17 protein-coding genes and 1 pseudogene are annotated in these 20,197 nt (G+C 56.8%); 14 read left to right on the top strand and 4 right to left on the bottom strand.

What is annotated here, in order from left to right:
* Nucleotides 1–144: 144 nt before the first annotated feature.
* Complete coding sequence (locus PU624_RS15130) at nt 145–399, bottom strand: hypothetical protein (protein ID WP_283545644.1); 255 nt, start codon at nt 397–399, stop codon at nt 145–147.
* A gap of 80 nt (nt 400–479) precedes the next feature.
* On the opposite strand from PU624_RS15130, the gene PU624_RS15125 reads away from it, so the two are divergent.
* The 3 genes and pseudogenes from PU624_RS15125 (at nt 480) to PU624_RS15115 (ending at nt 2,315) form a co-directional block, all read left to right on the top strand.
* Complete coding sequence (locus PU624_RS15125) at nt 480–1,169, top strand: hypothetical protein (RefSeq protein ID WP_283545643.1); 690 nt, start codon at nt 480–482, stop codon at nt 1,167–1,169.
* A 368-nt stretch (nt 1,170–1,537) separates the two neighbouring features.
* Nucleotides 1,538–1,720 (top strand): annotated as a pseudogene (locus tag PU624_RS15120) (phosphatase); the annotation flags it as partial.
* 28 nt (nt 1,721–1,748) lie between these two features.
* Entirely contained in the window at nt 1,749–2,315 is a 567-nt protein-coding gene (locus tag PU624_RS15115) for a TorD/DmsD family molecular chaperone (RefSeq protein ID WP_283545642.1), read from the top strand.
* A gap of 1 nt (nt 2,316) precedes the next feature.
* On the opposite strand, the gene PU624_RS15110 is transcribed toward PU624_RS15115, so the two are convergent.
* A complete protein-coding gene (locus tag PU624_RS15110) occupies nt 2,317–3,696 on the bottom strand; it encodes a CoA transferase (protein WP_283545641.1) in 1,380 nt (459 codons plus the stop codon).
* Nucleotides 3,697–3,742: 46 nt separating this feature from the next.
* Nucleotides 3,743–4,627, bottom strand: a complete 885-nt coding sequence (locus PU624_RS15105; RefSeq protein WP_283545640.1) for a DMT family transporter — start codon at nt 4,625–4,627, stop codon at nt 3,743–3,745.
* 173 nt (nt 4,628–4,800) lie between these two features.
* Between PU624_RS15105 and PU624_RS15100 the strand changes: the two genes are divergently transcribed.
* Complete coding sequence (locus PU624_RS15100; protein ID WP_283545639.1) at nt 4,801–5,526, top strand: glutamine amidotransferase; 726 nt, start codon at nt 4,801–4,803, stop codon at nt 5,524–5,526.
* On the opposite strand, the gene PU624_RS15095 is transcribed toward PU624_RS15100, so the two are convergent.
* Complete coding sequence (locus PU624_RS15095) at nt 5,514–6,077, bottom strand: class I SAM-dependent methyltransferase (protein WP_283545638.1); 564 nt, start codon at nt 6,075–6,077, stop codon at nt 5,514–5,516. The two genes, PU624_RS15100 and PU624_RS15095, sit on opposite strands and share 13 nt — an antisense overlap.
* Before the next feature lie 232 nt (nt 6,078–6,309).
* Here PU624_RS15095 and exaC point away from each other — a divergent pair, with 232 nt between their 5' ends.
* From exaC to tssC, 10 genes are all read left to right on the top strand, one after another.
* On the top strand, nt 6,310–7,830 hold the full coding sequence (exaC, locus tag PU624_RS15090; protein ID WP_283545637.1) for an acetaldehyde dehydrogenase ExaC: 1,521 nt from the start codon (nt 6,310–6,312) through the stop codon (nt 7,828–7,830).
* A gap of 1,054 nt (nt 7,831–8,884) precedes the next feature.
* Nucleotides 8,885–9,484: an SH3 domain-containing protein gene (locus PU624_RS15085; RefSeq protein WP_283545636.1), complete on the top strand. Its 600-nt coding sequence runs from the start codon at nt 8,885–8,887 to the stop codon at nt 9,482–9,484.
* Nucleotides 9,485–9,507: 23 nt separating this feature from the next.
* Nucleotides 9,508–10,005: a type VI secretion system lipoprotein TssJ gene (gene tssJ / locus PU624_RS15080; RefSeq protein ID WP_283545635.1), complete on the top strand. Its 498-nt coding sequence runs from the start codon at nt 9,508–9,510 to the stop codon at nt 10,003–10,005.
* 5 nt (nt 10,006–10,010) lie between these two features.
* Nucleotides 10,011–11,351 (top strand): type VI secretion system baseplate subunit TssK, encoded by a 1,341-nt coding sequence (tssK, locus tag PU624_RS15075; RefSeq protein WP_283548006.1) that lies wholly within the window; start codon nt 10,011–10,013, stop codon nt 11,349–11,351.
* 17 nt (nt 11,352–11,368) lie between these two features.
* Nucleotides 11,369–12,607, top strand: a complete 1,239-nt coding sequence (locus PU624_RS15070) for a DotU family type VI secretion system protein (RefSeq protein ID WP_502921573.1) — start codon at nt 11,369–11,371, stop codon at nt 12,605–12,607.
* A 3-nt stretch (nt 12,608–12,610) separates the two neighbouring features.
* Nucleotides 12,611–16,240, top strand: coding sequence for a type VI secretion system membrane subunit TssM (gene tssM, locus PU624_RS15065; protein WP_283545634.1), 3,630 nt, complete (start codon nt 12,611–12,613; stop codon nt 16,238–16,240).
* A gap of 14 nt (nt 16,241–16,254) precedes the next feature.
* Nucleotides 16,255–16,971: a type VI secretion system-associated protein TagF gene (tagF, locus tag PU624_RS15060; RefSeq protein WP_003853313.1), complete on the top strand. Its 717-nt coding sequence runs from the start codon at nt 16,255–16,257 to the stop codon at nt 16,969–16,971.
* Nucleotides 16,972–16,987: 16 nt separating this feature from the next.
* On the top strand, nt 16,988–18,004 hold the full coding sequence (gene tssA / locus PU624_RS15055) for a type VI secretion system protein TssA (protein ID WP_283548004.1): 1,017 nt from the start codon (nt 16,988–16,990) through the stop codon (nt 18,002–18,004).
* Between the two features lie 79 nt (nt 18,005–18,083).
* Nucleotides 18,084–18,617, top strand: a complete 534-nt coding sequence (gene tssB, locus PU624_RS15050; RefSeq protein WP_008925979.1) for a type VI secretion system contractile sheath small subunit — start codon at nt 18,084–18,086, stop codon at nt 18,615–18,617.
* On the top strand, nt 18,614–20,113 hold the full coding sequence (tssC, locus tag PU624_RS15045) for a type VI secretion system contractile sheath large subunit (RefSeq protein WP_003853307.1): 1,500 nt from the start codon (nt 18,614–18,616) through the stop codon (nt 20,111–20,113). Before tssB ends, tssC begins: the two co-directional genes overlap by 4 nt.
* Nucleotides 20,114–20,197: the final 84 nt, after the last annotated feature.

The following is a 20,197-nucleotide window of genomic DNA, read 5'->3' as shown; positions in this document are numbered from 1 at the left end:
GACATACAGGTTAAAACCGAAAGAATACTTACTACTAAAAAACCTGACCTTACTGAGTTGGGTTTTCATTTTAGGGGGCTGTTCGCCAAAGCGGGTAATAGCGAACGTTTCGATTACCATTCTACTCTTATATATTATGTTAAATTAAAGAGCAGAATCGCGGCGGTTACTTGTACGCTGTATTATTTTGACTGTTAAAAATGATAACAATAATGATGAGATTATTATTGCTATAAACAATGCATTCACTGTTGAAGGGAAAATCTGAAATGGATTTAAGATTTCCCCAAGCTTCATATAAGCATCTTCTGAAAGATATCGGAATATAATTTCTGGGATTAACATAAGATAAAACAGGGTGAATGCAATGTATAAAACTACCCATTTGATCCTTTTCATAAGCGCTTCTCCTTGCATAGCTTTCAGTTCAGTATACAATCGTTATATAAGGAATTCTACACAAAAGGATGAGTATGAGCATGTCTTATCTGAAACTTAAACTACAAGCAGAGCGAACCATTGCACTTAACTTTGAAAAGGCCCTTATTGAGTTACAACAAACGACGCTTGATACAGGAAGGAGTGTTCTATCAGGTGCTCAGCGTGCAAGCGGCTATGGTTCATGTTTTTTTGATGACTACAAAGATGTGTGTAAACAACTTAAGCGAGAGGATCTGCGATACCTGAAGCAACTCAGGATGCTGTTTTCCCGGCAAGACGTAGTATTAGATATGGTAGAAATTTACTTCAGAAAAAAACTGAGCCGTATCGATGATAACGGGATCCAAAACATACAGAGATTGTTAGCTGAAAAAGCTTCTGACTATGCTTCTGCTAAATTCTCTAAAATTGCGATAGCGCAGTTAATCGCGCTTGTGATTACGGAGTCTCGGGATTTTAAAAAATCACACATCAAAATAATTAATACTACAAGCTCTTATGCCGTAACCGCTTTCAAGTTTTATGGTAAGTTTGAGGTGGCTACAAAAGCAGCAAGAAAGTTAAGGTTCGATGATGCGGAGTATTACTTTGACTTGTATAATAATAATATGGAAATGTTCTATTATCTGATTGAGCCGGAAATGTCGAAAATAATTTATTTGCAAAAATCAGGCTCCACTAATGAAGACCAGGTTTTAACGTTATTAAATAATATTCTAACAAAATGAAAACTATTCTTCGCTGGTTATATGCCTGGGTGAGCCAATCCTTCTTTGGACTCATACCACCAGCTGTAGGTCTGGCTGGGGCTATTTTGTTTGCAAGCTACTTTCCTGCATATGGTTTATTTTTCGCTTTCTTGTGGGTTATTTTAATAATTTATCTTAGTGGGAAATATTTTCGGTTCTACTAGTAAAAAAGCATATTATGAAAAGTAGGTTATTCTTTTAAATCAAGTGGTTGTTGTAAGATAATGTTAGACGTATTGACTATGTCTCCGGCAGAGATTGTTATGTGTAAGATTGGATTTATCGGACACCAGATCAGCACCATTCTTTAGATCGTCGATGTCGATGTCGATGTCGATGTCGTTAGACGGCTGGCATTTGGCTCCGATTCCCACACCGCGTTTACGCTCGGGCATTTCGATCACTGCCTGCGAATCGCCCGCGAGGTGGATTTTCCCGAGGATCGGGTGTTAAATGTCACGCCGCGTCGCCTGCTCGACTTTCTGGAAATGCGTAGCGGCAAACATATTGCTGAACTGGCTGACTTTTAATTTATTTTGCCTCAAGGAAATCTGACTCATGAATGAGTTTTCCATTCTGTGCCGCGTGATCGGCTCACTGTTTAATCGTCAGCCGCAGGACCCGCTGCTGGTGCCGCTGTTCACTCTGCTGCGTGAAGGTAAACTGCAGTCGCAGTGGCCGCTGGAGCAGGATGAGCTGCTGACCCGTCTGCAACAGAACAGCGATCCGCAGGCGCTGGCCGCCGATTACAACGCGCTGTTTGTTGGCAGCGACTGTAATGTGCCGCCTTACGCTTCACAGTGGCCGGAAGGCAAAACGGAGCCGGAAGTCCGTGCGTTCTTAACCTCACGCGGCATGCCGCTGAGCGATGCGCCTGCCGATCATTTTGGTGTGCTGCTGCTGGCCGCGTCATGGCTGGAAGATCAGTCAGAGGAAGATGAGAGCGCAGCGCAGATGGCGCTGTTTGAAGAGTATCTGCTGCCGTGGTGCGGTACGTTCCTGGGCAAAGTGGAAGCGCACGCGACCACCGCGTTCTATCGCACACTGGCGATGCTGAGCCGCGAAGCGATTCAGGCGATGTACAACGAACTGCTGGATAGCAGCGAAGAAACGCCTGAAGCCTGATTCACCACCTCGCCGGGTGCGTGCCCGGCGCACAGCCTGGCGTTGCAAAGATCTGTGGGGTGCCGGGTAGCCAGGAGGCTGCCTGTAGCCTCACGCCAAACCCCCACGGCGTTAACTCGTAACAGGGCTGGTTGTCTTTATTCTGCGGCACAATGCCGGAAGCTGCGTTCTGACCTGCGGGGTGCTGCTGCAACAGCCACGCGGTGCGGGCCAACGACAACCGGACCTGGCTGCCGTGCCCCTCAGTGATGCGTCGTCGTAATCCCTCCAGTACCGCCGCCGCCAGCAGATAGCCGCTGGCATGATCCAGCGCCTGCACCGGCAGCGGGACCGGTTTATCACTCTGCTGCCACTGCATGCCCCGTTCAGCAATGCCGCATCCCATCTGCACCAGACTGTCAAAGCCCCGGCGGTTGCGCCACGGCCCCTTCCAGCCCCAGGCATTAAGCCCGGCATCAACCAGGCCAGGTGAGAGTGACTGCAGGGTCTGCGCGTCAAACCCGAGCCGTTCCAGCGCATCCGCCCGATAGCCATGCACCAGCACGTCGGCTTCACGTAGCAGACGGATAAACTGCTCGCGATCGGCGGGCTGAGTCAGATCGAGCACCGCACGGCGCTTGCCACCGCTCATCTCCTCATCCAGCGTTGGCTCCTGCCAGCCGGGCGGATCGATGCGCAGTACGCTGGCACCCAGGCTGGCAAGAAAACGGGTGGCGACCGGTCCGGCAATAATCCGCGTCAGATCCAGGACGTTAATGCCCAGTAAAGGACGGGCTCTTGCCAGCGGCCATGCCAGCGCAGCTGCCTGTTGAGTGGACTGCCAGCTAAACAGCGGCTCATGCTGCACAGCCTGACCCTGCGGATGCTGCTGCCAGGCAGCGGCGCTGCGCATTTCTGCGGCACAGCCACCCGCATCAATAATTGCCTGCTCAAGCTCGCTGGCCTGCCACTGCTGAACCTGCTTTGCCAGCGCGGTGCGATCGGTGTGCGCGCCCAGCACCTGCTCCATCGCCAGCCGGTGATGCGCGGCATTGGTGTGCAGGCGGATCCAGCCATCGCGGCTGCGGTAGTCACCGGCAAACGCATCCCACATCACGGGCGAAGTGCGGTTCAGCGGATAGAAGCTCTGCTGAAACCAGCGCGACGCCAGTCGCACATTGACGGTGATGGGCGGAGAAGGAAATTCAGGGCGGGAGGTGGCGATTAAATCGGCAGCAGCCTGGGTTGCCAGACCGATGCTGGTGGCCGCCAGTTCACTGACGGCAAAGGCAGAAGAGAAGGTGGCGCGATCAACGAAAGCGGGAAGAGGCAAGGCGTCGTCGCGACCCCGCAATCCCTGCTGCATCTGCTGCCACAACGAAGCGGCGAGCTTTAAGTCCATGTTGTGCTCCCTGAGAAAGGTCATTTCTCAAGCATAGCACGCGGAATTAACGCCGCCGCAGGCGCGGGAAGCGGGCATGCATCCGCAGGTTACGCAGGTTAATCACCGCGATAGCCGTGCCGAGGATCACCAGTGATGCACCAATAATCTTAAAGCTGTTCAGGCTGTCGCCCAGAACTACAATCCCCATCAGCACGGATAAAACCGGCGTCAGCAGCGAGTAGGGCATGATCAGATTGACGTTATATTTCTTCAGCAGCATATACCACAACGTGTAAGCCACAATCGATGAGGCGATGGCGCTGTAGAGAATCGCGAACCAGCCGTGCCAGCCTGCATGCTGCAGGGCATAGAGCTGGTTTGACTCCATCACAAAGCTGGAAACGCCTACGATCGGAATCGCCAGAAACGCAATCCATCCGGTCATCGTCAGCGGCTTTATAGGCGGTGACTTCTTCACAATCAGGTTACTGACGGCCCAGCCGGTGGCACTGCACAGCAGCAGACAAAGCACCCACCAGGACGGAATCGTCGGGCTACCGGAGAGCACGACCACGCCGCTCAGCGAGATCATAATGCCCATCAGCTGCACCAGCTTCAGCTTCTCTTTCAGCACTACCATCGCCAGCAGCATTGCAATCGGCGTACCCAGCTGCACGACAATGGCACCGGTGCCGGCATCGGTATAGCGCAGGCCGACAAACAGCAGCGAGAAGTGCATGAAGCCGAACGTAAACGCCAGCAGCAAGAGCCAGGGCAATTGCTGACGGTTAATCCGGCAAAACGGCACCAGCACGATGGCTACGACCACAAAGCGCATAAACGTCAGAAACAGGGGCGGCAGTTCCAGCAGGCCCCATTTCACTGCCACGTTATTGAAGGCCCAGATGGAAACCACCATCAGAATCAGAAAAAAATGCCGCACAGCCACGATAATATCCTTTCGATGATTTTTTGCTTAGCCCGCTAATGATGGCACGAACTGCGGCATTCCAGCCAATCGCAGCGACAAATTTTCTGCAATTGCGGCGCAGCCTGATGAGACTTTCGCGCGCGATGCTGGCAGACTGATTTAAAACGACTTCTTAAAGGAACCGATTCGGTATGACCCAAACGTCCGCCTTACCCCTTGCGTTAATTCAGCTTGAAGTCCCACCCGCAAACGTCGTCTCAGAGATTGGTGAACAGCCGCGCTGGTTTATCGACGCGTTAAACCTGCAACCTGATGAATACCTGATTGTCCGGCCCCATCTGGGCGAAGCGTTACCCGATTTCGATCAGATTTCCGGGGCGATCCTGAGCGGTTCCTGGGCGATGGTCACCGACCACGCTGAATGGAGCGAACGCAGCGCCGCATGGATTCGGGCAGCGATTGATCATGATCTGCCGCTGCTCGGCGTCTGCTACGGTCATCAGCTGATGGCTTATGCGCTGGGCGGTGAAGTCGCAGATAATCCCAACGGCTGGGAGCGCGGTCTGTTGCCAATCCGCTGCTCAGCTCAGGCGCAGCGCGATCCGCTGCTGCAGAAACTGCCACAGGATTTCAGCGTCTGGCTGTCGCATCGCCAGTCGGTTATCAGCGCGCCACCTCAGGCCCAGGTGCTTGCTGCGTCTGCGCGCGATGGCTGCCAGATTGTGCGCTATACGCCGCAGGCGCTCTCCGTGCAGTTTCATCCTGAATTTTCACGGCACATCATGACCATCTGTACGCCACAGGGCTGCACAGAGGATGGGGCAAACGAGATTGAGGGGAAAGACTGGGCGCGAGAGTTGCTGGTGACGTTCTGGCAACAGACGCGCCCGGCAGTGGAGCATGCTCAGGGCGCGTAGTGGCGCGTGCAGCGATAGACCCAGGCGGGGGGAACATTTTTCAGCACCCGCTGGCGCTCCCAGGTGAAGTAGCGTGACAGATCAGGCTGGGTCAGCGAGGTGTACTGGAACTGCACAAAAATACCGTTCGGGCCAAGAGCGTTATAGACCGCGCGCAGAATCGCCTCTCGCAGTTCAGGCGGCAGTGACAGCAGCGGCAGGCCGGAGAAGATGACGTCATACTCGCCGCTCAGGTACTCAGCGGAACAGGTGCGCACGGTCATGCGCGCATCGTCCAACTCAACAAGCTTGTCTGCCAGCGTGCTGCTGATTTCAAAGGCATCGAGGGTGGCGTCAGCTGACATCTGCGCCAGTATCCGCCGCGTCAGCACCCCGTCGCCCGCGCCGAGTTCGGCAATACGTAATTTTTCAGGCCATTCCACCGATTCGATCATGGTGCGGCACAGCGCCTCTGACGAGGGCGTAATGCTGCCCATCATGCGTGGGTTGCGGATAAACTGATGCACGAAATGGGCTTTAGCGCGCATCAGGGTAATAGCTGAAGCCAGCATGCTCATCTCCAGAATGAATTCATCCTCAGGTTGACTCCTTTGTGCCGCACAAGTTTCTCCCTTGCCAGCCTTTTGGGGAAAAGTCGGAATTATCTAAAGACGAAGCGCAAACGCCTATTCCTTCGGGGCGGTCACAGTTTCCGGATAACAGACCTGACAGGCTCTCAATGATCCTTCATGTTAATAATAAGTTTCATCATTGTTACATCAGTCACCTGTCAGGAGAATGATCATGCGTTACGCCGCCCCCGGAGAACAGGGTTCTCTGATCACACTACAAAAGAATTATGGCAACTTCATTAATGGTGAATTCGTCGCGCCGGTGAAAGGCAACTACTTCACCAATACCTCGCCAGTGAACGGCTCTGCGGCGGGTGAGTTTCCGCGCTCAGACGCTGCCGATGTTGATAACGCTGTGGCCGCTGCGGCGGCGGCAGCTGATGCCTGGGGCAAGACCTCGCCACAACAACGCTCTCTGCTGCTACTGAAAATTGCCGATCGGCTGGAAGAGCATCTGGAGACCATGGCGGTCTATGAAACCTGGGATAACGGTAAACCGGTGCGCGAAACTCTGGCGGCCGATCTGCCGCTGGCTGTCGATCACTTCCGCTATTTTGCAGGTTGTGTCCGGGCGCAGGAGGGCAGTGCGGCAGAGATTGATGAGTTCACTGCCGCCTACCATTTCCATGAGCCGCTGGGCGTGGTTGCGCAGATTATTCCGTGGAACTTCCCGCTCTTAATGGCAGCCTGGAAACTGGCTCCGGCGCTGGGTGCGGGAAACTGCGTCGTACTGAAACCGGCAGAACAGACGCCGCTGTCGATCACCATTTTTGTCGATCTGATTAAAGATCTGCTGCCGCCGGGCGTGCTGAACGTGGTGCACGGTTTCGGTAAAGAGGCGGGTGAGGCGCTGGCCTCTCATCCCGGCATCGCCAAAGTCGCCTTTACCGGCTCTACCGCCACCGGCGGTCATATTCTGGAGCTGGCCGCGAAAAGCCTGATCCCGTCAACAGTTGAGCTGGGCGGTAAGTCACCGAACATCTTCTTTGAAGACATCATGCAGGCGGAAGAGAGCTTTATTGAGAAAGCTGCCGAAGGCGTGGTGCTCGGCTTCCTGAACCAGGGCGAAATCTGTACCTGTCCGTCGCGCGCGCTGGTGCATGAGTCGATCTACGAGCCGTTCATGGCGGCCGTGATGAAGCGCGTAAAAACCATTAAACGAGGCGATCCGCTGGATACCGAGACCATGGTGGGCGCGCAGGCGTCGCAACAACAGTTCGATAAAATTCTCTCTTACCTTGAGGTTGCCCGTCAGGAGGGTGCCGAAGTGCTGGTGGGCGGCGGCGTAGAGAAGCTGGATGACTCACTCAACAGCGGCTACTACATCCAGCCAACATTGCTGAAAGGCAACAACAGCATGCGGGTGTTTCAGGAGGAGATCTTTGGCCCGGTTATCGGCATCACAACCTTTAAAGATGAAGCGGAAGCGATCAGCATCGCCAACGACTCTATTTATGGGCTGGGTGCGGGCGTGTGGACCCGCGATATCAACCGTGCGTATCGGGTGGGCAGGGCGATTAAAGCCGGTCGCGTCTGGACCAACTGTTATCACCTCTATCCAGCGCACGCCGCTTTTGGCGGCTACAAGAAGTCGGGTATCGGCCGTGAAACGCATAAAATGATGCTGGATCACTATCAGCAGACCAAAAACCTGCTGGTGAGCTACAGCATCGAGCCGCTAGGCTTTTTCTGATTTTATACCCCTGTCGGGTTACCCGTTACAGCCACCAAAACCACGCTCCGGCGTGGTTTTTTTGTGCCCATTCAGCTGTAACCTGCTGACACACTTAAACTTATCGGCAATCGTACTTTCTAAAGAAAAATTAATCAGTCATGTCTGAACGGGCAGCTGGCCCATTTAGCGTTTCGCTTAACTCCGTTTGCTCTTCTCCAGCTTATATCCGCTGCTTTTATGCCCTCATATCTGTTAACACCCTGATAACACCAGGTTTCTGGAGGATGTCTTCGCCCGGAACGGCTCATCACTACGACCTGTTGAGGCTCGTGGCTTTTCTCTCCTCCACAATCAGAACCATTCTTAACATGAGTATTTTTAATGGTGATACCGAAATAAACGGATGAATGTGTAAAAATACTTCAGATTTTTGCAGGTTGTTGAGCTTTGTCCTGATCGGGTACTTAAAAAGGAAACATATTTGGATTAACTTAATTTCTTAAGTGTTTCTAAAGTAAATTCTTCTGAAAGTGGCCCGTTGAAATTTTGTCAATCTTCTGTAAACTCGCAGCTTATATTTACACATGGATTGTAATCGCTAACCCACGGGCAGGGACTACCTGGCTCGTGCGGTAGCTATGAAATGACAAAATTTTTGTAAGTTATTGAATAAGATCGCTTTAATGAGATGTATGGCAGATGTGTTAAGTCATATTATTTCGTAAGCGAATAACTCTGTTATTGGGAATCTTATCCAGTATGTTGGTTTTTCGACCAGGGATGGCATTAGTAAAGCTTGGGTTTTGCCTGCCTTCTCAAATTTGCCGGGAAAAAATTGATCATGTTTCTGATCGTTTATTGCCAGGTCAGATTCCTCCCGTTTCCCGCGTATGTCTCCAGTGATGCTTTTTTATACTTAACTTTCGCTGATCGTTTTCCGTCTCATCACGCGAGAGTTTTGCGCTGTTTGTTTAAGAATTGTCTTTTTGCGTGGCACTAAGTCAAATTTTTAAAGACCTATTCCCGATTTTCAACACTGACAACCGGCCTCTGGCCACTCTCCAGGATATGAATGGAACACAACATGAAAAAAATGGTGAAGCTCCGTATTGCGTTAGGCCTGATGTTTGTTTTCTCTGTCGCCGGTTGTAAAACACCGCCAAAAATGACCGATGACACGCTGGTCACCAGCACGGTAGACGGTGTGGCTATCAGCCACCGTTATGCCGTTAAACCGCCCGCGCAGTTCAGTCCGGTAAACGAAACCTACCGCGCGCTCTATCCTGGCTCGGTAATGAGCCAGCCAGGTTACGGCGGCAAGGTCGTTGAAACGCTGAAAACCGGTGACAGCTACACCGTGATTGGCCAGGTAGAGAACAACTGGCTGGCGCTGGGTGAACCCGCCCAGGCCGCTGCAGAAGCTAAACCAGAGAACGCCACCGCTGCCGTGAAAGATGCTGCTCAGCCTGCCGCACCGCAGGCAACCGTGCAGCTGACGGGCTATGTGCCGTTCCGCGCCGTGGTGAAAAGCGACCTTTACGACCAGACCGTTAAAGCCGATCAGCCAAAACGTCGCGCGCGCAGCAGCAGCAAGAAGAAAACCTGCGTCGCGGTCAACGGTGACAGCACCGCCTGTCAGAACAGCAGTAACGGAACCTGGATCATTAACTAATCGCACTGAGCAGGGAGGGCTTGATGATGAGAACAACACAACTGTGTCGTGGGCTGATCGTGCTGCTGGTGTGGCTGCTGGCAGCGTGCAGCAGCGACAGCACACCACCGGTGGCTTACTACAACCTGGATGTGCAGGGGCAGAATCAGCTTAACGGCGGCGCGCCGCTGAAAGTCCGCGTGGTGTTACTGAGCTCCGATGCAGAGTTCATGTCAGCGGACTTCTACTCCCTGCAAAACCAGTCCGCAACCGCGCTGGGTAGCGCCCAGCTCAACACCCAGCAGTTCTTCCTGACGCCAGAACAGCGCAGCAAAACGCTGCGCATCCGCAGTCTGCCGGAAGCGCGCTTTATCGGCATCATGGCGGAATATCAGTCGCTGGACGGCAAGGTCTGGCGTCTCTCTCTGCCGGTTCCCGAAGGCGAGTCGCCGTCATTCTGGGCGTTCTGGAAACGTAACGATAGCGAGCTGAATGCCCGCATCGTGGCAGGGATTAATGGCCTTCGCGTGGAAAAACAGTGATGCCTATGAACAGAGCCGAAAAGGTGGTCTGGACCGAGGGGATGTTTCTGCGTCCTCACCATTTCCAGCAGTCCGAAAATTATCTTCTCAGCACGCTGCGTGAGTGGGGCCAGTCTCAGCGCGCCTATACGTGGGGCTTTTACGATCTGGAGTTCGATGAAGCGCTGCTGCGCCAGGGGAAACTGGCGCTGAGTGCTGCCAGCGGCTGTCTGCCTGACGGCACGTTCTTCTCCTTCAGCCAGCCGCAGCATGGCCCGGCACCCCTGGATCTGCCGTCCTCAGTTGACCGCAGCAAAGTAGTGCTGGCGATACCGGCCCGGCGCAATGGTCGCGAGGCGGTCGCGTTTCAGGAGTCGCAGGATTCTCTGGCGCGCTATCTCGCCTGGGAAGCGGATGTGGAAGATGACAACGCGCAGGCGGTGGGCAGCGCCACGGTGCAGTTCGGCAAGTTGCGGCTGCGTCTGATGCTGGAACAGGATCTGACCGCCGAGTGGACCGCGATGGGTGTGGCGCAGGTCATTGAAAAACGCAGCGACAACCATATCCGGCTCGACAGCGACTACATCCCGCCGATGCTGACCCTGAACAGCAGCCGTCCGCTGCAGAACATGTTTAACGATCTGCATGGGCTGATCCAGCAACGCAGTCAGCAGCTGAGCCAGCGCGCACCGGGCACCGGCCGTTTTAACAGCGCGGATATGGTCGATTTTATGCTGCTGGCGCTGCTCAATCGTCAGCTTGGCCTGCACAGCCATCTGCAACATCTGCCATTGCTGCATCCTGAAACGCTCTACAGCCACTGGCTGCAACTGGCGGCGGAACTCAGCACCTGGACGCCAGCCCGCGCACCGGATTCGCTGCCACTCTACGATCATGACGATCTGCACAGCTGCTTCAGTCGTCTGTCGCTGCTGCTGCGTCAGGGGCTGTCGCAGGTGATGGAAGAGAGCGCCATTCAGCTGCCGCTGACCCAGCGTTCGCACGGCCTGAACGTCGCCACCGTGCCGGAGAGCAGCATGGTGCACGAGTTTGGCTTTGTGCTGGCGGTGAAAGCCAGCGTGCCGGCCGACACCCTCAAAACTCACTTCCCGGCGCAGATGAAAGTCGCGCCGGTCAGCAAAATCCGCGATCTGGTGCAGCTGCAGCTGCCGGGTCTGGCACTTCGGGCGATGCCCGGCGCGCCGCCGCAGATCCCGTGGCATGCCGGATACAGCTATTTCGAACTGGATAAGAACAGCGAGCTATGGAAAGAGATGGAGCGCTCGGGCGCTTTTGCGCTGCATCTTGCCGGTGAGTTTCCGGGCCTGAACATGGAGTTCTGGGCCATCCGCAGTCAGTCAGAATAATAAACTGAGCACGCAGCATGATGCAGGAACAACAAAAATCACACAGCGATCTTGCGCCGGATGCCAGCCATCAGAATGTGCTGGTTGCGGCGGCCAACCCCCTGATTAACGCGATTCCGCAGATCCGCCATTCGGTATCGCATGAAGACCCGGCGCAACTGCGCCAGCAGCTGATCGATCAGATTCGGCGCTTTGAGCTGAGCTGCCAGCAGTCTGGTCTCGGCTATGAAGTGATCATCGGCGCACGTTACTGCCTCTGTACCGCACTGGATGAGGCGGCGGCATTGACGCCATGGGGCAGTCGCGGCGTCTGGACCAGCAACGGCTTGCTGGTCACCTTTCACAACGAAACCTGGGGCGGCGAGAAGTTTTTCCAGCTGCTGGCCAAGCTGTCGCAGAACCCCAGACGTCACATTCTGATGCTGGAACTGATCTACTTCTGCCTGCTGCTGGGGTTCGAAGGACGCTACCGGGTGCTGGACAACGGCCGCTCGCAGCTGGAGACCATCAAACAGCGTCTGCTGCAGATGATCAGAAGCGTGCGCGGCAGTTACGCGACGGCGCTGTCACCGCATCCCACCGATCAGCCGGTGCTGCGCAAGCTGTGGCGACCGATGATCCCGCTGTGGGCCTGCGCCGCAGTGGCCGGGCTGGCGGCCTGTCTGTTCTATATCGTGCTCAACTGGCGTCTGGGTGACTACACCTCGCCGGTGCTGGCCCGCATCTATCAGACGGCGCTGCCGGAAGTGAAGATCGGTAACCCTGCGCCGCCACCGCCTGCCACGCTGAACCTGCGCGCCTTCCTGAAACCGGAAATCGATGCCGGTCTGGTCGCGGTGCGTGATGAAGCGGACCGCAGCGTGGTGACGCTGAAAGGGGATGGGTTGTTTGCCTCGGCGGCGACCGAGGTGCGCGGACGTTATATCGACGTGATCCAGCGCATCGCCGCCGCCATGAACAACGTCAGCGGTCAGATTCAGGTGATTGGCTACAGCGATAACGTACCGATCCGCAGCGCACGCTTCGCCTCCAACTTTGAGCTTTCGCTGGCGCGTGCCCGGTCAGTCCAGTCTCTGCTGCAACAGCAACTGGCCGATCCGTCACGAGTGAAAGCGGAAGGGCGTGGCGAAAGCAATCCGCTGGTGCCGAACAACAGCGCAGAAAACCGCGCACGTAACCGTCGTGTTGAAATCACACTGCTGGTGGCGCCGGATGCGACGCATGCCGAACTCAACGGCCTGGCGAGAGGGAACTGATCCATGCTGAATATTCTGTTTGCGGTGCTGACCAGCCGCCTCGCGTGGGGCTTTGTCGGCATTACCGCGCTCTCTTTTATCATCTGGGTGATTGGCCCGGTCTTCTCTATCGTTGATTCGCGTCCGCTTGAGCCAGAGCAGAACCGCATGATCAGTATTGCGCTGCTCTATCTGGTCTGGGGCCTGGGGCAGGCGATTCCGCGGCTCTACAATTTCTGGCTCAACCGCAAGCTGATGTCGAGCCTGGAAACCGGCAAAAGCGATGCACCGGAAGCCGATCGTCAGCGCCTGACCAGTGAAGAGCAGGTGCTGGCAGGGCGTTTCTCAGAAGCCACTGAGATGCTGAAAAAGGCGCACTTCCAGCGCCACAGCAGCAAGGGCACGCCGTTCTGGGCGCAGCGCTTTGGCCGTCAGTATCTCTACCAGCTGCCGTGGTACATGATCATCGGTGCACCCGGTGCCGGTAAAACCACCGCGCTGGTTAACTCCGGCCTGCAGTTTCCGCTGGCGGATAAGTTCGGGAAGTCGGCGCTGCGCGGCATTGGCGGCACCCGCAACTGCGACTGGTGGTTCACCAACGACGCCGTGCTGCTCGATACCGCCGGGCGCTACAGTACACAGGAGAGTCAGCAGGCTAGTGATGCCAGCGAATGGCATCATTTCCTCGACCTGCTGCGTAAATATCGCGGACGTCAGCCGATCAACGGCGTCATCGTTACCCTGAGCGTCTCCGATCTGCTCAGCCAGTCGCCCGAAGCGCTGCGCAACCAGGCGCTGGCGCTGCGTCAGCGGCTGATGGAGCTGCACGATCGTCTCGGGATCCGCTTCCCGGTCTACGTACTGGTCACCAAAGCGGACCTGCTCAAAGGCTTCCGCAGCTACTTTGCCTCGCTGGATAAAGCGCAGCGTGAACAGATCTGGGGATTCACTTTCCCGTGGGCGAAAGCGTCCGCTGCTGATTTCGAGCTGAACAGCCAGTTCCAGCAGGAGTATTCACTGCTGCAACAGCGGCTCGATGCCGGACTGGCCGATCGGCTGCTGACAGAAAGTGATGCGCAGGCGCGAGCCGAAAGTTATCTCTTCCCGCAGGAGTTCGCGGCATTGCGTCCATTGCTGGCAGAGGCACTCGACACGCTGTTTGCCCGCTCCGATTTTGAAACCCAGTTCGCGCCACGCGGCATCTACTTTGCCAGCGGCACCCAGGAAGGACTGCCGTTTGACCGGGTAATGGGCGAGCTGAACCGCGCGCTGAATCTCCCTGGACAGCAGGCAGGCGAATCGGGAAGCTGGGATCAGGTCAATAAAGAGGCACCGATTCCGCAGAACAAAGGCCAGAGCTTCTTCCTGAAAGGGGTGCTGGAAAATGTGATTTTCCAGGAGTCGGGTCTGGCGGGCAGCAACCGCTGGTGGGAGCTGCGTAACCGCGCCGGATTGTGGTCGGGTTATCTGGCGCTGCTGTTACTGCTTCTGGTGGCGGGCGGACTGTGGCTCACCAGCTACAGCAAGAACAAAACCTATCTGCAGGAGATGGCCGCTAAAGGCCCGCAGGTTGAGCAACTGGGCGATCAGCTTCAGCAGCAGGTCAATGGCGATCTCTTTGCGCTGGTGCCTTATCTCAACACCCTGTTGCATCTGCCGGAAAGCGCCGACTTCTCGCTGGAGTCCCCACCGCTGACGCGCCGTATGGGGCTTTATCGCGGCACCGAAGTCAGCGATGCGACCCGCGCACTTTACGACAAAGCGCTGAAACAGCTGCTGTTGCCGCAGGTAGCGCAGAACATCACCCGCTGGCTGCGCAATGACAACGGCAGCGACGCGGACTACAGCTATGAAGCGCTGAAGGCGTATCAGATGCTCTATCAGCCGAAGCACTACGATGGCAAATTCCTGCAGGCGTGGCTGATGCTGAATCTTTCACGTGAGCTGCCGCAGAACGTCACCCAGCAGCAGGTAAAACAGCTGGCGTGGCATCTGCAACAGCTGCTGGAGACGCAGATTCACTCGTCGCCGTATGCGAAAGATGATGCGCTGGTCAAGCGCGAGCAGGCGCTCATTAATCAGATGCCGCTGTCACAGCGCGTCTATGGACGACTCAAACGCCTGCTTTCACGCAGCGACAGCCTGCAGCCAGTCACCCTGGCGGCGCTGGGCGGTCCTCAGAGCGAGCTGGTTTTTTCGCGTAAAAGCGGTAAGTCGGTCAATGACGGGGTGTCTGGTCTCTATACACCCGATGGCTACTGGCAGCATGTGGACAAGCAGATTGCCCCCGTAACGCAGGCGCTTTATCAGGACGATCTCTGGGTACTGGACGGTGCTGCGCCGCAGCAGAAAAGTGAGCAGACCGATCTCGCGGTTCGCCAGCTTTATGTCCAGGACTACATCCGCCAGTGGGAGCAGTTCCTGAGCGACATCCAGCTCAACAGCAGCGCCGATCTTTCACAACGCATCAACACCGCGCGTCTGCTGTCAGGTAACCATTCTCCGCTGCGCCAGCTGGTGATCAATCTCAGCAATCTGCTGACGCTGAACCGGGCGCAGCCCGATGAGAAAACCGCGCAGGCCGCGAAGCCAGCGGATAACAGCGCCACCCGCACCCTTGAAGCGCTGTTTACCTCGCCTGAGGCGGCTGCGGCGCGTGGACAGGCGGCAACCCAGGTGTCACCGGAGCAGGCGGTTGCCGTGCATTTTGCGCCGGTCATTGAGCTGGCTCAGCCATTACAGCAGGGCAGCAAAGTGCTGGCGGTGGATGATTTCCTGCACCAGATTGACGATCTCTATCGCTACCTCACGGCGGTGCAGGATGCCGCCAACAGCGGGATGCCGCCACCGGCCAGCGATGCGATCAGTCGTCTGCAGGCCAGCGCCGGACGTCTGCCGGGGTCGCTGCAGAATATGGTCTCCAGCATGGCGGTTGGCGCCAGCAGTGATGCGCAGCGCCGCGACATGGACAACGTCCGTAAACGCATCACCATGGAAGTCGGCAGTTTCTGCCGTCAGGCGATCGCCGGGCGTTATCCGCTGGTTCGCTCCGCGCGCAGTGAAGTGACGCCGGACGATCTGGCCCGGATGTTTGCCCCCGGCAGCGGCATGATGGATAGCTTCTTCCGCGATAATCTGGCCAGCAAGGTCGATACCACTAACGCGGCGTGGCGCTTTACGCCGGGTATCGACGGTAAAACTCTGCCAGGTGGCGAAGCGTTACTGCGGCCGTTCCAGCAGGCGCAGTCAATCCGCGATGCGTTCTTTGCCAACGGCGCAACCACACCAGGCTTCCGCGTCACGCTGCGCACCGTAAAAATGGACAACGACATTCTCAACCTGACGCTGGATGTGGATGGACAGATCCTGCGTTACAGCCACGGGCCGCAGGCGGTGCAGATGGTCAGCTGGCCTGGCCCTGGCGGCACCAGCCAGGTGCGGATGCAGCTGGGCCTGACCAACGGCACCACGTCGACGCTCGTCACCAGCGGCCCCTGGGCGCTCAATCGCTTCTTTGATCGCGCCCGTGTTACCGCTGCAGGCGGCCTGACCCGCGAAGCCACGTTCAGCGTGGAAGGCCATCAGGTCACGCTGTCGTTTACCCCTGGCAGCATTCGTAACCCGTTCCAGCTTCCCGGCTTTAGCTGCCCCTGAAACAGGACCCGACAATGACTCATTACGCTGCACCCTGCTGGTACGGCAAATTGCCCAGCGCGGGTGACTTTGTGAAGCGCCGCTTTCCTGACGTGCTCTATCGCCAATGGTCCAGCTGGTTTCAGGTGGGCCTGCATCACTGGCAGAGCAGCCAGGAGAGTGAAAATGCCCCGTCGCGCCCGTTCCTCAACGCGCCGGTCTGGAATTTTGTGGTGCCGCCGATGCTGGGCAGTCAGCTGATCCAGATGGGCTGCCTGATCGCCGCACGGGATAGCGTAGGGCGTAACTATCCGCTCTGCGCGCTGCGCCACTTCACCCCCGCCGAGTGGTCACCAGCCCTGCTGGCCCGTTCCGGCGAGTGGTACCAGCAGGTGGGCAATACGCTGCTGCGGGTGGTTCAGGGCGGCGGATCGCCGGAGCAGCTGGATCAGGCGCTGATCAGCATTCCGCAGCCGCAACCGCCGCAGGAAGCGGGTGAGTCGTCAGATATTCTCAACGTCATCGGGCATGGCGACACGCCCTCGACGCTGAACTGGGCGCTGCCGGGCGAGAACTTCGACCCGCAGTTCTACACCAGTTTCTGGTGGACCAATCAAAGCGACGGTTTCCCGCTTTATACCCAGGTCCACAGCGGTAACTTCACCGCGCAGCTCTTTTCCTTGCTGTTTGATCCGGCCGGTGGGGCAAAGCCGGGACGAAACGGACTTTATCCCCCGATGTTTGAATCCTGAGGCGACACGCATGACGATGAATACAGAGGCTTTGCTGGCTCCGGTCAGTGAGGACAATCCTGGCGGCGATAACCTGGAGTACGACGCCGATTTTCAGGCGATGGAGCAGGCCAGCGCCGGTAAAGCGGAACAGCAGTTCGGCGACACCATCATTCCGGCCGAACCCGCCGACTGGAACAAAGTCGAGAAGCTGGCGATCGCATTACTGGCCCGCAGCAAAGATTTGCGGGTAATGCTGGCGCTGACTCACGCCTGGACAGAGCTGAAAGGGCTGCCGGGCTATGCCCAGGGGCTGAAGCTGATTGAACAGGCGTTGCTGCTCTACTGGGAGCCGCTGTGGCCCCGGCTGGAAGAGTACGGTGAGCAGGATCCCTTCTACCGTATTAATGCCCTGGCGCTGCTGGGTGACAAGACTGAACTAAGTGGCGCGGTGCGTCAGTGCTGGCTGCTGCGCTATCCGTCTGACGGTATCTCGCTGCGCGATGCGGCCGCCCTGTGCGACGGCAGCAAAACCGAGGTAGCAGACTACCCTGGTGGCCTGCCGCGTCTGATCGACGAACTGGCGCGCGGCGACCAGCCCGGTATTGAGGCGGTGCTGCAGATTCATGAGCGGCTGCAGACCATCTGCGAAACCGTGGCCGAACGGCTGGGCGATGCGGCAGTGCCGGAACTGACACTGCTGCGCAGACAGATTGCGCAGATCGCCGAACGCTGCCAGGCCACCGACCTCAGCCAGCTGATACCCACTGCAGCGGCGGAACAGCCCGCAGAAGCGGCTGCACCGGTGGCTGCCGCAGCAACTCCACGTGCTGCCGCGGACTGGCGCACGGTACAGATCAATTCCCGCGCCGATGCCCAGCTGATGCTGGAAAAGGTGAAGCTCTACTTCACTCAGCATGAGCCGAGCCATCCGGCCCCGCTGATGATCGACCGGGTGCAGCGCTTAATCGAGCGCGACTTCCTGGAGATCATCCGCGAACTGGCACCCGATGGCGTACATCAGCTGGAAACCATTTTCGGACGTCGCGACTAAGCAGGCGTGACCCACTCACACAGCGGGACCTGCGCGCCTGCTGTGACACATTATCCGCGCATCATTGATGGAGAAAACCATGGCAACAAGCAAATCCAGTGGGCAGAAGTTCATTGCCCGCAATCGCGCGCCTCGCGTTCAGATTGAATATGACGTGGAAATTTATGGCGCGGAACGCAAAATCCAGCTGCCGTTTGTGATGGGCGTGCTGGCGGATCTGGTGGGTAAACCGCTGGAGCCGCAGCCGGGCATCGACGAACGTAAATTCCTTGAGATCGACATCGACAACTTTGATGAGCGCATGAAAGCGCTGAAGCCGCGCGCCGCATTCCAGGTAGACAACACCCTGAACGGCGAAGGCAAGCTGAACATCGATCTCACCTTTGACAGCATGGATGACTTTTCGCCGGACGCGGTGGCCCGCAACGTCGAGCCGCTGAGCAAGCTGCTGGAAGCGCGTACCCAGCTGGCGAACCTGCTGACCTATATGGACGGCAAAAACGGCGCTGAAGAGCTGATTGGTAAAGTGCTGCAGGATCCTACGCTGCTGCAGGCCCTGACCCATCTGCCAAAGCAGGATGAGGCCACTGAAGGTAAGGAGCCGCAGGCATGACGCAGACTTCACAACAACCGCAGTCGCAGGGCGCAGCCAGTTTCAGTCAGGATGAGTTCAGTGCACTGCTGAATAAAGAGTTCCGGCCGAAAAGTGATCAGGCGCGCGCGGCGGTCGAAAGCGCAGTGAAAACTCTGGCGCAGCAGGCGCTTGAGAACACCGTCACCGTCTCCAGCGATGCGTATCGCACCATCCAGGCGCTGATTGCGGAGATCGACGAAAAGCTGTCGCAACAGGTGAACCAGATTATTCACCATCCAGAGTTTCAGTCGCTGGAGAGCGCCTGGCGCGGTCTGAGCTATCTGGTGAACAATACCGAAACTGACGAGATGCTGAAAATCCGCTTTATGAGCATCTCCAAGCAGGAGCTGGGTCGGACTCTGAAGCGTTACAAGGGTGCCGGCTGGGATCAAAGCCCGCTGTTCAAGAAGATTTATGAGCAGGAGTATGGTCAGTTCGGCGGCGAGCCGTTTGGCTGCCTGGTAGGTGACTACTACTTCGATCACAGCCCGCAGGATGTTGAGCTGCTGGGTGAGATGGCCCGTATCGGTTCGGCGGCGCACTGTCCGTTCATTACCGGCACCGCGCCGGAAGTTATGCAGATGGAGTCCTGGCAGGAGCTGGCGAATCCACGCGATCTGACCAAGATCTTCCAGAACACTGAATATGCCGCCTGGCGCAGCCTGCGTGAATCGGAAGATGCACGCTATCTGGGTCTGGTGATGCCGCGCTTCCTGGCGCGTCTGCCATATGGCATCCGCACCAACCCGGTCGACAGCTTCGATTTCGAAGAGCAGACCGACGGTTCCGATCACGGCAACTACACATGGAGCAATGCTGCCTACGCCATGGCCGCTAACATTAACCGCTCTTTCAAAGAGTACGGCTGGTGCACGGCGATCCGCGGCGTGGAGTCGGGCGGGGCAGTTGAAAATCTGCCGTGTCACACCTTCCCGAGCGATGACGGCGGCGTGGACATGAAGTGTCCGACCGAAATCGCCATCAGCGATCGCCGCGAAGCGGAACTGGCGAAAAACGGCTTTATGCCGCTGGTGCATCGCAAAAACTCTGACTTCGCTGCCTTTATCGGTGCGCAGTCACTGCAGAAGCCAATGGAGTATCACGATGCCGATGCCACCGCCAATGCCCGTCTGGCCGCGCGTCTGCCTTACCTGTTCGCCTGCTGCCGCTTCGCGCATTACCTGAAGTGCATCGTGCGTGACAAGATCGGCTCTTTCCGCGAGCGTGACGAGATGGAACGCTGGCTGAACGACTGGGTGATGAACTATGTCGATGGCGATCCGGCTAACTCCTCGCAGGAGACCAAGTCACGCAAGCCGCTGGCCGCTGCCGAGGTGAATGTGGAAGAGCAGGAAGACAATCCAGGCTATTACGCCGCGAAGTTCTTCCTGCGTCCGCACTACCAGCTGGAAGGCCTGACGGTTTCTCTGCGTCTGGTCTCTAAGCTGCCGTCACTGAAAAATGACAATGCTTAAGGGCTGAGTTGCAGGGTTATCAGGCGCGAAAGGGTTTTGCGCCTGATGCCTGACAGGAAGGTTGCTGAGATAAACGTCAGGGAG

Source organism: Pantoea sp. Lij88 (assembly GCF_030062155.1).
In the GTDB taxonomy this organism is placed as follows: domain Bacteria; phylum Pseudomonadota; class Gammaproteobacteria; order Enterobacterales; family Enterobacteriaceae; genus Pantoea.
The sequence above is the reverse complement of the archived record's forward strand: the minus strand, read 5'-3'. Positions and strand labels throughout refer to the sequence as shown.

Excerpts from the sequence above, each read along its gene's own strand:
- PU624_RS15070 (WP_502921573.1), top strand. The coding sequence starts at position 11,369 with ATGATGCAGGAACAACAAAAATCACACAGCGATCTTGCGCCGGATGCC.
- exaC (WP_283545637.1), top strand. The coding sequence starts at position 6,310 with ATGCGTTACGCCGCCCCCGGAGAACAGGGTTCTCTGATCACACTACAA.
- tssM (WP_283545634.1), top strand. The coding sequence starts at position 12,611 with ATGCTGAATATTCTGTTTGCGGTGCTGACCAGCCGCCTCGCGTGGGGC.
- PU624_RS15095 (WP_283545638.1), bottom strand. The coding sequence starts at position 6,077 with ATGCTGGCTTCAGCTATTACCCTGATGCGCGCTAAAGCCCATTTCGTG.
- PU624_RS15110 (WP_283545641.1), bottom strand. The coding sequence starts at position 3,696 with ATGGACTTAAAGCTCGCCGCTTCGTTGTGGCAGCAGATGCAGCAGGGA.
- PU624_RS15085 (WP_283545636.1), top strand. The coding sequence starts at position 8,885 with ATGGAACACAACATGAAAAAAATGGTGAAGCTCCGTATTGCGTTAGGC.
- tssB (WP_008925979.1), top strand. The coding sequence starts at position 18,084 with ATGGCAACAAGCAAATCCAGTGGGCAGAAGTTCATTGCCCGCAATCGC.
- PU624_RS15130 (WP_283545644.1), bottom strand. The coding sequence starts at position 399 with ATGAAAAGGATCAAATGGGTAGTTTTATACATTGCATTCACCCTGTTT.
- PU624_RS15100 (WP_283545639.1), top strand. The coding sequence starts at position 4,801 with ATGACCCAAACGTCCGCCTTACCCCTTGCGTTAATTCAGCTTGAAGTC.
- tssK (WP_283548006.1), top strand. The coding sequence starts at position 10,011 with ATGAACAGAGCCGAAAAGGTGGTCTGGACCGAGGGGATGTTTCTGCGT.
- PU624_RS15125 (WP_283545643.1), top strand. The coding sequence starts at position 480 with ATGTCTTATCTGAAACTTAAACTACAAGCAGAGCGAACCATTGCACTT.
- tssJ (WP_283545635.1), top strand. The coding sequence starts at position 9,508 with ATGATGAGAACAACACAACTGTGTCGTGGGCTGATCGTGCTGCTGGTG.
- tssA (WP_283548004.1), top strand. The coding sequence starts at position 16,988 with ATGAATACAGAGGCTTTGCTGGCTCCGGTCAGTGAGGACAATCCTGGC.
- PU624_RS15115 (WP_283545642.1), top strand. The coding sequence starts at position 1,749 with ATGAATGAGTTTTCCATTCTGTGCCGCGTGATCGGCTCACTGTTTAAT.
- tagF (WP_003853313.1), top strand. The coding sequence starts at position 16,255 with ATGACTCATTACGCTGCACCCTGCTGGTACGGCAAATTGCCCAGCGCG.
- tssC (WP_003853307.1), top strand. The coding sequence starts at position 18,614 with ATGACGCAGACTTCACAACAACCGCAGTCGCAGGGCGCAGCCAGTTTC.